General features: G+C 41.0%; 11 protein-coding genes. 7 read left to right on the top strand and 4 right to left on the bottom strand.

Annotation, left to right across the window (positions count from 1 at the left end; all coding sequences use genetic code 11):
• Positions 1–122: 122 nt before the first annotated feature.
• The 3 genes from hisA to AOC03_RS06210 all read left to right on the top strand — a co-directional run bounded on the left by hisA (position 123) and on the right by AOC03_RS06210 (position 3,018).
• The gene (gene hisA / locus AOC03_RS06220; RefSeq protein ID WP_062534262.1) at positions 123–863 is read left to right on the top strand and encodes a 1-(5-phosphoribosyl)-5-[(5-phosphoribosylamino)methylideneamino]imidazole-4-carboxamide isomerase; all 741 of its coding nucleotides are present in this window, start codon (positions 123–125) and stop codon (positions 861–863) included.
• Positions 864–913: 50 nt separating this feature from the next.
• Positions 914–2,632: a mechanosensitive ion channel family protein gene (locus AOC03_RS06215; RefSeq protein WP_062534260.1), complete on the top strand. Its 1,719-nt coding sequence runs from the start codon at positions 914–916 to the stop codon at positions 2,630–2,632.
• Between the two features lie 80 nt (positions 2,633–2,712).
• Positions 2,713–3,018 (top strand): hypothetical protein, encoded by a 306-nt coding sequence (locus tag AOC03_RS06210; protein WP_062534258.1) that lies wholly within the window; start codon positions 2,713–2,715, stop codon positions 3,016–3,018.
• A gap of 131 nt (positions 3,019–3,149) precedes the next feature.
• Here the strand turns inward: AOC03_RS06210 and rnr are convergent, their stop codons facing one another.
• From rnr to thrS, 4 genes are all read right to left on the bottom strand, one after another.
• Positions 3,150–5,423: a ribonuclease R gene (rnr, locus tag AOC03_RS06205; protein WP_062534256.1), complete on the bottom strand. Its 2,274-nt coding sequence runs from the start codon at positions 5,421–5,423 to the stop codon at positions 3,150–3,152.
• A gap of 128 nt (positions 5,424–5,551) precedes the next feature.
• On the bottom strand, positions 5,552–6,796 hold the full coding sequence (locus AOC03_RS06200; RefSeq protein WP_062534254.1) for a toxic anion resistance protein: 1,245 nt from the start codon (positions 6,794–6,796) through the stop codon (positions 5,552–5,554).
• 334 nt (positions 6,797–7,130) lie between these two features.
• Positions 7,131–7,634, bottom strand: coding sequence for a translation initiation factor IF-3 (infC, locus tag AOC03_RS06195; RefSeq protein ID WP_062534252.1), 504 nt, complete (start codon positions 7,632–7,634; stop codon positions 7,131–7,133).
• Positions 7,635–7,657: 23 nt separating this feature from the next.
• Positions 7,658–9,592, bottom strand: coding sequence for a threonine--tRNA ligase (gene thrS, locus AOC03_RS06190; protein WP_062534250.1), 1,935 nt, complete (start codon positions 9,590–9,592; stop codon positions 7,658–7,660).
• A 416-nt stretch (positions 9,593–10,008) separates the two neighbouring features.
• On the opposite strand from thrS, the gene AOC03_RS06185 reads away from it, so the two are divergent.
• The 4 genes from AOC03_RS06185 (at position 10,009) to AOC03_RS06170 (ending at position 14,377) form a co-directional block, all read left to right on the top strand.
• A complete protein-coding gene (locus AOC03_RS06185) occupies positions 10,009–10,662 on the top strand; it encodes a hypothetical protein (RefSeq protein WP_157049294.1) in 654 nt (217 codons plus the stop codon).
• 92 nt (positions 10,663–10,754) lie between these two features.
• Entirely contained in the window at positions 10,755–11,429 is a 675-nt protein-coding gene (locus tag AOC03_RS06180) for a hypothetical protein (RefSeq protein WP_062534246.1), read from the top strand.
• Positions 11,429–11,854, top strand: coding sequence for a hypothetical protein (locus AOC03_RS12850; RefSeq protein ID WP_227514200.1), 426 nt, complete (start codon positions 11,429–11,431; stop codon positions 11,852–11,854). The genes AOC03_RS06180 and AOC03_RS12850 overlap by 1 nt, the downstream gene beginning before the upstream one ends.
• A gap of 69 nt (positions 11,855–11,923) precedes the next feature.
• Positions 11,924–14,377 carry a YjbH domain-containing protein gene (locus AOC03_RS06170; RefSeq protein WP_062534242.1) on the top strand — a complete coding sequence of 818 codons (2,454 nt, stop codon included), beginning with the start codon at positions 11,924–11,926 and terminating at the stop codon, positions 14,375–14,377.
• Positions 14,378–14,686 lie beyond the last annotated feature (309 nt).

Below are 14,686 nucleotides of genomic sequence, written 5' to 3'. Positions count from 1 at the left end.
ACTTAGTTGTTTCTAAGTCTAATTTTGAACTTAACTTTAATATCAAATGTTGTTTTTTCTGTTCTATTTTAATGTTTATCACTTAACTATTCTAAACTCATATCTTCTATAAGGAGTGCTGTATGTGTGCTGCGCCTGTAATTATTCCGGCTATTGATTTAAAAGATGGCAAATGTGTACGTCTCAAACAAGGGCGAATGGAGGATGATACGGTATTCTCTGATGACCCTGTGGCGATGGCGGCACGTTGGGTAAAAGAGGGTGCGCGTCGTTTGCATCTGGTTGATTTAAATGGTGCATTTGATGGTGTGCCTGTGCATAAGAGTGTGGTACATGACATTGCCAAAGCGTTCCCCAAGCTACCGATTCAGCTCGGCGGCGGTGTGCGCAATATGCATACGATTGAGCAGTATATTAATGCGGGTTTGACTTACATTATTATTGGGACTAAAGCGGTTGAAGATCCTGAGTTTGTTACCTTAGCCTGCCGCGAATTTGCTGGACATATTATCGTGGGTATCGATGCCAAAGACGGCATGGTTGCCACGCATGGTTGGGCAAATGTCACGGATACTAAAGCTACAGAGCTTGCTAAACGTTTCGCTGATGTTGGCGTTTCTTCAATCGTCTATACGGATATTGCCCGTGATGGCATGATGCAAGGCGTGAATGTTGAGCAAACCGTGAATCTTGCACGCGAAGGCGGTATTCCTGTGATTGCGTCAGGCGGTGTAACCGATATGCAGGATATTAAACTGTTAAAGCCGTATGGCGACTGTATCGAAGGGATTATCACGGGTCGCGCCATCTATGAGGGCACCTTGGATTTGGGTGAAGCGCAAAATTATTTAGACTGTAAATAATTATTTTAGACCGTAAATAATGACTAAATAATAGGTAATAAAGGATGCTTATGACAGCTGATTTTGACCACTTACTAAAAAGCAGATTCCTGCTAATTTGGGGTCAGACACTGTTGTTATTAAGCATCATTTGTACTTTTCCAGCTTATGCCACTGGAGAAAATAAATCTGATACGGCAAACGTATTGGATGCAGAAAACACAGAGATAAGCCGACCTAACAGCTCGGTAACGTCAACACCTTCCACAAATTCCACAACTGCTACAACTACGGAAGTATCAACCGATGCTAGGACTGAGCCTAGCAAACCCAATGATGCTACAACTATCCCCATATTACCTACTATACCGATTCCTGATTCGGCAATACCACCAGTTATCAATAGTGAGCATACCAACAATGCTCAAATCGAAACCACGCCCACGCCATTAAAAGATAATGACATTCGTCAACGTATCAGCGGTATTTTCTCTGAAATTGAAGGACTACATGCTATTAATGTCAGCGTAAATCAAGGCGTTGTCACGTTAACGGGCGAAACTCCCAACGAGAAAAAAGCCCAACAAGCCATTAATCTGACCAATCGTTTAACGGACGTCGTGACAGTCGAGGATAGAATCAACCGTACCTTAGATGTACAAGATAACGTTAATAGTGTGTATCAAGGACTAAAAAACCAAGGTAAAACCATCGTCAAAGCGTCTCCATTATTACTGGTAGGCATTGTCGTATTTGCGATGGTGACTTGGTTCGGCAATTGGTTGTCTAAACGCCAAAAAATGTGGCAACGCTTAACGCCCAATCCGTTTGTCGCTGAGCTGTTATCGCAAACCGTAAAAGTGGTTTTTATTATTGTTGGCATGATACTGGCGCTGAGCTTTATCGGTGCAGAAACCATATTGGGCACATTGCTTGGCGGTGCAGGGGTCATTGGTATTGCCGTCGGTTTTGCGGTCAAAGATACCATTGAGAACTATATTGCCTCATTAATGCTGAGTATTCGCCAACCGTTTCGCGCGCGTGACCATATCGTGATTAATGGCAAAGAAGGTATCGTCGTACGCCTCACGTCACGGGCGACTATTTTGATGACGCTCGATGGCAACCAACTACGTATTCCCAATGCAGAAGTTTTTAAAAGCACCATTTTAAATTATACTAAAAATCCTGAACGCCGCTTTACCTTTGAGTTGGGTGTTGATAATAATGATGACCCACTGGCTGCCATTAAGGTTGGCATTGATGTAATACGTACGTTAGATTTTGTATTGGATAAGCCCAAAGCCATTGCGACTATTAAGGCGGTTGGCGATTCTAATATTATTCTTGAGTTTAAAGTGTGGGTCAATCAATTAGACACGGACTTTTCTAAAGCACGTAGTATCGCCATTCGTGAAGCCAAACACGCCCTAGAGAATGCAGGTTTTAGTTTACCTGAACCTATTTATCGCCTGCGCTTTAACCATAAATTAGAAAAGGCACTGGCGAACTTACAATATAATGATGCCGTTAATAAGACCATGTCTGACCTCATGATGACAGCCAACACCTCAATATCAGAAAATGCTTCTCATATTAATAAAATCACGTTGGATGATAAAGATAAGAAACAGGCTAAAGCGCGTGCTAAGATTATTTTACAAGGTGAGAGTGCTGAGGACGTGCTGAATTCCCGTCCTGATGGGAAGCTGATGGAAAAAGTCGAACAGGAAATTGCTGAAAGCTCTAACGAGCCGGATTTATTGGATAAAAATAGCCCACAAGAATAATCATTTTCTGGAATAGGCATGAAAAATGCAGGATAACTTGTATCTATTAAATTTATTGTTAAATATACGAGATATTATCCATGCAATTGAAACATCTGATTATCTTCGCGCTGGTGGCGATGGCTTTATTATTAGGCTTTAACGTCATTAATGGCAATCGCCATGAAAACAATAGAGCAGCAACCGAAAATACTGAAACGATAGCAGACACCACCAATACCATAGCAAGTACGGCTGCCGATAGTGATGACGGTAATAATAATATAACCAGCAAGCCATTAGGCGAACAACCGAAAGCTATCATGGATAAAGCGACCACTCAGATAGATAGTGCACAGCAAGCGGACAACGCACGTTTGGCGCAAATGGATAGTGCGCAGCAATAACGTTGTAGTTTCTAATATAGTCGTTTCTATCAGTTCACACCCATAAAAAAGGCTAACGATAACGTTAGCCTTTTTTATTAAGTATCCAGTAAAGTAAAGTAAAGTAAAGTTAAGCTATGAATAACGTAACTTTACTGGTCTTTTTTACTTTTAGGTTTACCACCGCTACGACGTGGTTTGGTTTTGGTAGGAGCGGTATTGGCAGGTGTAGCCTTGGTTTGGTTCATCTGACTGGCTTGCAGTTTTTCTTGCAAATCAAAATCAATTTGCAGCAAGTCCATATTTACGCCAGCCACTTTAACGCGTACTGAATCACCAAGCCCGAATAATGTGCCTTTATCTTTACCGATCAGCTGTTGCTGCTTTTCGTCATAAACAAAGAAGTCATTACCGACATTAGAGATATGTACCAAACCATCGATATATAAGTCTTTCAACGTCACAAATAAGCCAAAGCTGGTCACTGTCGTCACGACACCATCGAACTCTTCGCCGACATGATCTTTCATATAGTGACATTTGAGCCACGACTCTACAAAGCGTGAGGCTTTTTCCGCGCGGCGTTCGGTATCTGAGGTTTGCGTACCCGCACCTTCAAGAGAGAACTCCATTGCAGGTTGCGGACTATTCGTTACTTTAGCTTTAATCGCGCGATGCAGCATTAAGTCAGGATAACGACGAATTGGCGAGGTAAAGTGGCTGTATTCATCATAGGCTAAACCGAAGTGACCGATATTATCAGGGGCATAATTCGCCTGCATCATGGAACGCAGTAGCATACTGTGCACGCTGATGGCATCGGGACGGTCTTTTGTCGCTTCAATAATACGCTGATAGTCTGCTTGCGTTGGACTTTCTTCAGGGAAGCTGATGCCAAAGTTTTTTGCATATTCGTGAATACGCAGCGACTTTTCATTATCGGGCTTATCGTGATTACGATATAAGACCGGCAGCTCATTTTCCAGTGCAAAGTTTGCCGCACAAGTATTGGCAAGCAACATACATTCTTCAATGAGCTTATGGGCATCGCCACGAGTACGCGGCAATATCGCAGCAATACCGCCTTTTTCATTGAATTCGATATAGGTTTCAACTGTTTCAAATTCCATCGCGTGACGTTCTTCGCGCTTTTTAAGCAATAAATCATACAGTTGATGCAATGTATCTACCGATTTTCTAACGGCTGGATTGTCAGTCAATGATTTAGGGATAGTCTCATCTTTTGGATTGGCAAAATAATCATTCACTTGATTATAAGTCAGACGCGCTTGTGAGTTCATCACAGCGGGATAAAACTCATAGCCCGTTACTTTGCCTGCACGTGATACTTTGATATCGGCAACCATACAGAGACGGTCGACGTTTGGATTCAATGAGCATAGACCGTTCGATAATACTTCTGGCAACATCGGAATCACGCGATGCGGGAAATAAACCGACGTTCCACGCTCATACGCATCGACATCTAGTGGAGAATTTGGCGTCACATAAAAGCTCACATCAGCAATTGCGACCAGTACACGATAGTTACCGCCCGGACGTTTTTCTGCAAATACGGCATCATCAAAGTCACGCGCATCTTCGCCATCAATCGTAACTAACGGCAAGTCCCGTAAATCGGTGCGACCTTTAAAATCTTTTTTGCTTGGCTCACGATAATCATTGGCTTGTTTAAGCGTGGCTTCACTAAAATCAGAAGGAATATCGTAGTTTAATAGCGTCGTTTCAATAATAAGTTCACGGTCATTATCATCACTGAGCAATTCCGTAATTTTACCAGTGGCAAATTCATGCTGATTAGGCCAATCAATCACATCGACTTTCACCGGACTGCCAATTTTAGCACCGACTGCTTGTACATTATCATCAGTGACCGTAATCGGTTGATGATTGTTCGGGCTACTAAGCTCTACGCAATAACCGTCTTCATCTTGCGCTAGTGTGCCGATAAAATGATTTTGACGACGTTCAGTGACTTCAACGATACGCCCTTCCGTACGACCGCGATTGTCGGTTGACGTGCCGATAGCATCGACGATATCGCCGTTAAAGACCCAGCGCATCTGCTTTTCATGCAAGAATAAATCAGGCATATCACTTAGTAATACAAAGCCAAAGCCTTTAGGATGTGCGGACACCGTACCACGAACCACGTCATGCTGCGTCACGGTACGGAAGCGATAAGGACGACCATCACGATTGACTTGTCCATCACGAACCATGGCTTTTAGGCGATTGCCTAACGCATCAAATTGGTCGGGATCAGTAATATTAAAAACTTTTGCCAGTTGTGGGTGCGTCAGTTCACCTTGCTCGGTAATCGTGCTGAGTATCAGCTCACGACTAGGAACAGGATTAATGTATTTTTTGGCTTCAGCCGAGGCGTTTGGATCATTCCAACTCATAAAGTACCGTATCTATTTTAAAATTATTAATAAAAGCTATCTTAACACGAACCACGCTGCAATATCTTGCGTCAATTATGTTATGTGTTGAGACAGCCCATCGCTTCTAACGAGTAACTGTATTAAGATTAGATATCAATATCAAGTGCACCCGACTGATCCGTTATCTTTTTAGTATCCAATTCTTTTGACACTTCAAGTACGGTGGTTTGGTTCGATTTATCTAAATATTTTTGTGCTTTATCAACTTCCACAGTCAAGGTATTGACCGTCTGCTTCATATTTTCCAGCGCTTCGATTTTATAACTGCTAATCATATCCATCGTATCATAGATATTATTAAAGGCATTTTGTAATTTATCGAGCTCAATGGTACTACTGGTTGCTTGCTCATGAATGTCAATCGATTGGCGTTTCAGCATAGCAGAAGTCGATTCAATCAAGCTACTGGTAGTTTTATTTAAGGCAGTAATTTGGTCAAGTACCAGTTTTTGATTGGTCATCGCTTGGGCGACAACGACGGCAGTACGCAAGGCAGAAACCGTGGTAGTGGTGGCGCGATCCACCCCTTTAATCAGCTCTAAATTATTCTTACGAATTGTATCTAGCGCTAAGTAGCCTTGGACATTCACCGCCAGTTGCGTTAAAAAGTCCATATTTTTTTGGCGCACATAAAATAGCATCTCTTCTTTAATAATACGCGCTTTTTCAGGGTCAGTGGCTTCCACGGCATAGACTTTCTGTTCAAGCTGCTCATCGATTTTTTTACCAACATAGATATATTGGCGAATCGACTGCATAAGCTCCCACATATTGACTTTTTCTTGCTCAATAGTGGCGTTGTCTTTGAGCAACTCATCTTTACCATTATAAAGGCTAGTCACCACGGCATTGATATGCGATTGCGCAGATTCGTATTGGCGAAAATAATCTTGCACTTTATTACCAAAGGGAATCAAACCAAATAATTTACGCGAGCTGGTCAGCTCTTTTTTACTGGGGTCTAAATCCTCAACAATACCGCGCAGCTCAGTCAGCGATTTCGCAATAGGAGAGTTATCAAATAAGCTGTCATTTAAGCTTTTTGCTGGCAGCTCCAGCATACGATTGGATATTTGCGCGGATTCACGAATTTCTTTATTGCCTAAATTATGAATCGATTGCACATTCTGCTGAAACTCAGGGCTGTGTACCGAGTTGTTAATCACATGGTTAACAAAGGCATCTACTTTGGCATCAAGTTCTGGAATATGACTGGCATCCAGTGTGACCATTTGATCTGCTTCGCTTTTTTGTATTTCTTTGACAGCGGCAGGTGGGGTTAGAGTAATAGTCGGCACAGTGGCATTATCAGGTGGCGTCAACTCTTGCATAAGGTTTCCTATTTTCAAAGTGTTAAATTTTTTATTTTAAAAGTTCTATAGTTATATTTATTATTAAATCCATCTTAAATCAAGCCAGTTAGCATTTGTTGTCTGTTAAAAGTACAGAAATAAAAGAGAATAGACGTATTCTAATCATTAAGATTACCGTGTTATGAATAGCTAATGAAGATTGATTTTGTAAAGTAGTGCATATTATAAATAACACTATATTAAAGGATGCATACTTAGCATATAAATAGCAAAAAACCACCAATATCCCGTAGCATATTGATGGTTAAAAGATATAAATAAATTATTTCAGTGACTAGAATATACCGTCAGCTTATCTTTTCTTGGTAGGACCTAATAGCATACCCATTTGGCGACCTTCCATCTTTGGATACTGCTCGACGTTTGAGATGTCAGCGGTATCTTCGATAATGCGATCAAGCTGCTTACGACCAATTTCTTGGTGCGCCATTTCGCGACCACGGAAGCGGATACTGATTTTAACTTTATCTTGATCTTCTAAGAAGCTCACGATTTTTTTCAGTTTAACCTGATAATCAGCTTCTTCAGTGCTAGGACGCAACTTCATCTCTTTGAGCTGAGTTTGCTTTTGGTTCTTTTTAGCTTCTTTCGCTTTCTGTTTTTGATCATAGAGGAAATGTTTATAATCCATGATCTTACATACTGGCGGCTTGGCTTCAGGAACCAATTCGACCAAATCTAGGCTATCATCACGTGCCGCTTTCATAGCGGTTGCGATATCGACCACGCCCATTTGTTCACCGTCTTCTTTGACCAAACGGACTTCTTTAGCACTGATATCTTCGTTGATGTTCAAACGGTTCGACTGTTTAATAGGTATTACTCCTGATCTGTTTTTTGATTCTGTCGACCTTTTTCGGCGACGGCTGTCTCAACTAAGGCGATAAATTCAGGCACGCTCATCACACCTAGGTTTTCACCTTCACGGGTTCGGACGTTAACACTACCTGATTCGACTTCTTTATCCCCTAATACTAGCATATAGGGAATACGTTCTAATGTTTTCTCTCGTATCTTAAATCCAATCTTTTCGTTACGCAAGTCACTAATAGCACGTAAACCTGCATTTTTTAACTCAGCAACGACATTTTCACAGGTTTCGGCTTGTTTATCGGTGATATTCATCACCACCACTTGCTGCGGTGCGAGCCAAACCGGCATCCAACCTGCGTAATGCTCGATAAGCATGCCAATGAAACGCTCGAATGAGCCCAAAATAGCACGATGTAGCATAATAGGTACTTCACGCTCACCTTGCTCATTGACAAAATCAGCATCCAAACGCTCAGGCATATTAGGGTCGACTTGAATCGTACCGCACTGCCAGACGCGACCTAAACAATCTTTAAGACTGAATTCAATCTTAGGACCATAAAACGCGCCTTCACCCGGTAAATATTCCCAATCAAGTCCTGAGTTATCTAGAGCATCCGCCAATGCTTTTTCAGCAAAATCCCAAGCTTCTTCGCTGCCCACGCGTTTTTCAGGACGCGTCGATAATTTCATAATAATATCTTTAAAACCAAAATCGTCATAAACGGCAAGCGTCAGCTTAATAAAATTGGCAACTTCTTGCTGAATTTGTGACTGGGTACAAAAAATATGCGCGTCATCTTGGGTAAAGCCACGGACGCGCATCAAACCATGCAACGAGCCTGACGGTTCATTACGATGACACGAGCCAAATTCTGCCATACGTAACGGCAAATCACGATAAGATTTTAAACCTTGGTTAAACACTTGCACGTGACACGGGCAGTTCATCGGTTTCACCGCATAATCACGGCTTTCACTAGAAGTGGTAAACATATTAGTCGCATAGTTACCCCAGTGACCAGAACGTTCCCACAAACTACGGTCAACGATTTGTGGCGTTTTAATTTCTTCATAGCCATTATCATTTTGTACTTTACGCATATATTGCTCAAGCACTTGATAAATCGTCCAACCATTCGGATGCCAAAACACCATGCCCGGTGCTTGTTCTTGCATATGGAACAGATTTAACGCCTTACCAATTTTACGGTGGTCACGTTTTTCTGCTTCTTCAATACGTTGAATATACGCTTTTAATTGTTTCTTATCTGCCCACGCTGTACCGTAAATACGCTGCAACTGCTCGTTTTTAGCATCACCGCGCCAATAAGCGCCGCTCATTTTGGTTAATTTAAATACTTTTAAGAAGCGAGTGTTCGGCACGTGTGGACCACGGCACATATCAACATATTCTTGATGATGATATAACCCAAAAGCGTCTTCGTTCGGCATATCATTAATAAGTTTTAACTTATAATCTTCGCCGCGTGCTTCAAAAATTTGAATCGCTTCCGCACGTGGCGTCATTTTCTTGACAACATCATAGTCCTGTTTAATCAGTTCCATCATGCGCTTTTCAATTTTTTCCATATGCTCAGGCGTGAAAGGCGTCTCACTATAGATGTCATAATAAAAGCCGTCATCAATCACCGGACCAATGACCATTTTGACATCAGGATACAGCTGCTTTACAGCGTGACCTAATAAATGCGCACAAGAGTGACGAATGATATCGACACCATCATCATCTTTTGCCGTAACGATTTCGACATTCGCATCGACAACGATAGGGTCACAAGCATCAACCAAATACCCATTCACACGCCCAGCTATTGTTGCTTTAGCAAGCCCAGCCCCAATACTTTGCGCCACTTCCATAACGGTCGTAGGGCCTTCGAAGTCTTTTACGCTACCATCGGGTAAAGTAATCGCTACCATAATCTTGAATCCAAATATTATTAAAATGTTGCCACTTATATGTAGGCGACTATTAAAGCAGAAAAACCGACATAAATGCCAGCTCAAATGTAGAGGTTATACTATTGTTATATAAATGCCGTCTATTATAAACGATTTTTGAAAGCTAATCCTGCTTTCCGTTACTATCTTAGTTTATACAAAGCGATGCGCTACGCCTCAACCTATTTTCACTATTGTTTCAATAGATTAAAGTAAGTAACTCAGCAGTTTATAAATCAAATCTTACTGTAAGTTTAGATATTTAGTCTTAAGAACCGTTTATAAGGATATATTTGTATTTAGCTGAAAGAATATTTGCATTTGTTACTTCATACTATGTATTCTAATGACAAATGTCTATTTTTGATAAAATTATACTTGTCAGGAGTTATGCTTTGAATACACTAATCAGTTCACTGTCATTATTAACATTAGGTGCAGTAATATCTATTCCCGCACAAGCAGCAATCCACTATGATTCACACGGTAACGTTGGTTATGATACGTTAGCTGAGTGCCAAACCGCTATTCAATCAGGCACTGCAAGATTTTATAAGCCAGTCACTAGTGACAAGCCGATATTACGTGGTAGTGAGGTTTCTGTAGGTACTGCTCGTCTAGGAAATCTTGCACCAGAATATAGCAGAGGAACCTGTGATATTGGTACTAGTGGTCGTAATGGTCGTGATGGTGTCGCAAGAGCTATTCAAGGCAAATATGTTCCTTATTCACCAGATATGGTTATCAACCAATATTCAGATGTATCAGGCAATATTACTCGTGTCACTATGGGACAGTGTGATAACTGGTTTAGTGGTCCTCTACCTCAAGGTATGCCAGTGGTTACAGATCCAGTACTAGTACCAGTACCAGCGCCTATTGCCCAGCCAGTGGTACTAGTGCCAACCCCATTAGCTGCAGTAAGCGCAGCAGCGGGTTCTATTCCAGTTTGGGTTCCAGTACTGGCCGGTGTAGCAGCTGTGATTCTTTTAGCCTCTGGTGGTGACTCTGATTCATCAAGTACAACAGGCACAACGGGCACTAACTAATTAGCTCAATCAGTATGTCTATTATTCCAAAAAAAAAGCCTTAATTTTTTTCGATTAAGGCGTTTTTTATCTACATCATAAAGTTGGAAAACATGCAAATAAAGAAGCAGGGTTTTAAGTTAGCCGGACTTTTGGTTGTCAGTAGTGTCTTAGTAATCAGTGCTTGCCAATCTACAACAGGATGTGCTGAAAATAGCATCAAATGTTTTGGTGCGACTAAAACCGTGTTTAAAACTAAAGAAGCAATCCCAGATTTAAAGCCGCAGTTTAACTATATTAGACTCATTATAAATGGGCATACCCTATGGTTAGCTCAAGGTTCAACAGAACCATGGCCAGCTGCAAATACTAAAGTATTTTATAGTGCCGATCGTTCAGTTTTTAAATGGTCTAATGGTCGTTTAACTTCAGTGACAACACCTTTTTTAGATTGGCGTGAATACCTACCACAAACCATGAATTGGTCTGCAACAAAGCCGTTTAAGTTTAGCCGTGATGTTGATGACGTTAATAATACTGTTGCAATGACAGAGCAAAGAGAAATAAGTCATGTTTCTGCTCCAAAACATCATGGTTATGTTGGTGATGACACTACTTTAGTGTGGGTGCATGAATATACCGTTTCACAATCTCAAATCTCACAATCCTATCCTTCTTATGATAATTGGTATGCATTTGAATCTCATAATATGAATGAGCCTGTTTATGGACAACAATGTATTTCCAAACAATACTGTCTGTCTTGGCAAGTATGGAAGACGCTATAATGTCAAAAAAACTATATCAGCCAAATTTAAATGTTAAATATCTCGTTGTTGCTTTAGCTTCAGCTCTGAATGTGTCGGTCTATGCAGATACGACGAAATCCATATATTTATCAGCAACATCTAACAGTCAGCCAAGTTTGAGCCAATCCAAGGTTCTTTCACCTCCTGAAGGAGCGAGGATGGGAGAGTGGTTAGCGCAAGAGTTAAAGCAAGCGCCAAGCCATTATTATGAGCCTGCTTTAGCATGGGAAGCTGATGTCGAGATTTCAGCCCAACAGACCGCTTATGATGTTTTAAATCAGAAACTAGAGCACTTTATTTCAGAGAGTAAAAATGCAGATGTGCTGCCATTAAAGCGGTGGTTAGAGCGTTTATCGATAACAGGAAGAGTGATTTTACCCAAGCAAGGCGCTAATTACCTGTAAGTTAATCCAAATGTAGATCCTATTTTTAAAAAAAATGACGCTGTTGTTTTACATCAGAAACCGACAACTGTGACTGTATTATTTGATGATACAAAGGCTTGCAGAGTTGAACATCAAATAGGTGTTAGCGCAAAAGACTATGTCAAAGAGTGTGAGCGTAAATTTAATAAAAATTCTGTGGCAGATGAGTTATACCTGATATCACCAGATGGCAGTATAGAGCGCTTGACCTTAGCAAAATGGAATGCACAGCAACAAAAAACTCCTTCGGTAGGCTCTTGGTTGTGGGTGCCAAGCACTATAAATAAATGGCCAAGTAATTTAGCGAAAGCGGTGGCTGAGTTTATAGGTACTCAAGGTATCGACTTACTACTTCCTTTGCAACAAAATGAGAAACCGTTAACCGTGTCACAAGCTGATGCGGAAAAATCTAGAGATTTACCGGTGAGTCCAAGTGATTGGGGGGTTACAGGCTTATTACAAACGCCTACTGCTCGGATGCAAAAATCAGGTAACTTAACCGCTCATGTTGCACATGTTGATCCTTATACTCAGTATAATATTGTCTTACAACCCTTTGATAGAGTAGAAGCGGCTGTTAGATATACTAATATTAATGACGTATCTTATGGAGCAGTGAGTCCTGATCAGGATCTAAAAGATAAGTCTTTAGATATAAAACTAAAACTATTAAATGAAAGTAAATGGGTACCTCAGCTAGCAGTGGGTTGGCGAGATCCAGCAGGTACCAGTTTATTTGGTGGTGAGTATCTGGTTGCTAACAAACGCTACGGTGATTTTGATTTTAGCTTAGGCATGGGGTGGGGCTATCTAGGTGCTCGTGGTAATCTGAAAAACCCATTAAGCCTGATTGACGATCGTTTTGATGAGCGTGTTGCTGATAAAAGTGGGTTAGGCGGAGAGATAAGCCCTAAGTCTTGGTTCACTGGAAAAACATCCTTGTTTGGTGGTGTTCAATGGCACAGTCCTTATGAACCTCTCACTGTCAAAATAGAGTACGATGGTAATGATTATAAGTCAGAGCCAGCATCCAATGAAAACAAGAACCCTAAAGATTTTCCTATAAATATCGGTGTAACTTGGCAAGATATAGATAAAGGAGTTGCGTTGAGCGCAGGTCTAGAACGTGGTGATACTATGATGTTAGGACTCACGTTACAAGGTGATTTGTCTAAATTAGGCAAGGTCAAGCCAAAAGCTCAACAAGTTCAAAACTTACAAACAATGCCAAAAACGAGCTATTCTGGCTTGAAATATAAAGTTGATTTTGGTGAGGATAAAGATGCTAATTTATCTAAAAATGCACCATTATTAAACGCCTTCTCTCAAGCTACAGGCTGGCGAGCAATCGATTTATCATTGGATAATGGACATGCCTACTTAAATGTCGAAGACTATAATGGCGTGTTTATCAAAGAACGCCTAAAACACGGTATGGAAATATTGCGTCAAGGGCTACCTACTGACACCCGTTCTATCAAAATTCAAATATCTCGTTATGGTGAAACGGTAGGTGTTTTTAATATAGATCCCAAAATATGGAACGAGCAGTACTTACAGTTACAGCCTCCTTCACAGCGTATTGAACAGCCTGTAACGATCACTTCTGTTTCACAAAGTTATCAACCGTTGGCTCAGGAAATGATTGCTCATGTAGAGAAACCAAAAGGAAGCATCACCTTCTCTCCAAGCATAAGTCAGAGTATCGGCGGTCCAGATGGCTATCTATATGGAGTCTTTGCCAATGCAAATGCAGATTATAGATTGTGGAAAGGTTCTTGGATAAGCGGTGATGCACAAGTACGTTTAGCGAGTAACTACGATAAATTTAGTTATACCGCAAATAGTAACTTGCCTCGTGTACGTACTAATATTGGCGAATATATAACCACCTCGCGGGTATTGCTACCCAATTTGCAAGTGAATCAGTTTAAATCCTTTGGTGATAATTGGTATGGCTTGGCTTATGCAGGTTATCTGGAGTCGATGTTTGCAGGTGTAGGTGCAGAGGTATTATACCGTCAACCTAATAAGACTTGGGCTATCGGTGCCGATATAAACAGAGTCCGTCAACGTGATTTTGATCAGCATTTTGGTCTACGAGACTATGAGGTAAGTACAGGTCATGTCAGCTTATATTGGGATATGCCAATATATGATGTTGATATGAAATTATCAGCAGGACAGTATTTAGCAGGTGATAAAGGCGTCACGCTTGACTTATCTCGTACCTTTAACAATGGTGTGAAGATGGGTGGCTGGTTAACGAAGACCGATGCATCAGCTGAAGAATTTGGTGAAGGAAGTATGGATAAAGGCATTTATGTCTCTATACCTTTTGATAGCTTGTTTAATCAGTGGTCTTCAGGAACAGCTAAGTTACTCTATCAACCGTTAATACGAGATGGCGGAGCCAAGCTAAACCGTAGTTATGATTTATATAACCTTACATCACCTCTTAATAATTCAACCCTAGAGACTAGAAACCCTTTGGAATATTGAAAATGGGGAAGTTATATATAATATAGCGACGTAGTATGCGGTTAGCGAAGCGTAACCTGCCAATCTCAACCAGACAGTAATAAACCACAAACTAAGCTTGACTCACATCCGAAACCGCCTATACTGCGTCCAAGTTGGAAAGGAAGAGCTAGTTTAGAAAAGAGTTTGAATCTTAACAAGATAAAAACTTTAAACGAATTAAAATAACCGCTTGACACCCCTCCAAAACCCTCTATAATACGCCCCTCAATAAGACGAACCGGAAGCCGTTAGAGAGTAAACTATTACTTAATAACCAACCAGTTAACT

Origin of the sequence: Psychrobacter urativorans (assembly GCF_001298525.1) — a bacterium.
Classification (GTDB): domain Bacteria; phylum Pseudomonadota; class Gammaproteobacteria; order Pseudomonadales; family Moraxellaceae; genus Psychrobacter; species Psychrobacter urativorans_A.
Note: the sequence above shows the minus strand (reverse complement) of the source record. Positions and strands in the feature narration are given on the sequence as shown.

Coding starts and splice junctions, on each gene's coding strand:
- AOC03_RS06180 (WP_062534246.1), top strand. CDS start 10,755: ATGCAAATAAAGAAGCAGGGTTTTAAGTTAGCCGGACTTTTGGTTGTC.
- thrS (WP_062534250.1), bottom strand. CDS start 9,592: ATGGTAGCGATTACTTTACCCGATGGTAGCGTAAAAGACTTCGAAGGC.
- AOC03_RS12850 (WP_227514200.1), top strand. CDS start 11,429: ATGTCAAAAAAACTATATCAGCCAAATTTAAATGTTAAATATCTCGTT.
- AOC03_RS06215 (WP_062534260.1), top strand. CDS start 914: ATGACAGCTGATTTTGACCACTTACTAAAAAGCAGATTCCTGCTAATT.
- AOC03_RS06210 (WP_062534258.1), top strand. CDS start 2,713: ATGCAATTGAAACATCTGATTATCTTCGCGCTGGTGGCGATGGCTTTA.
- hisA (WP_062534262.1), top strand. CDS start 123: ATGTGTGCTGCGCCTGTAATTATTCCGGCTATTGATTTAAAAGATGGC.
- AOC03_RS06200 (WP_062534254.1), bottom strand. CDS start 6,796: ATGCAAGAGTTGACGCCACCTGATAATGCCACTGTGCCGACTATTACT.
- rnr (WP_062534256.1), bottom strand. CDS start 5,423: ATGAGTTGGAATGATCCAAACGCCTCGGCTGAAGCCAAAAAATACATT.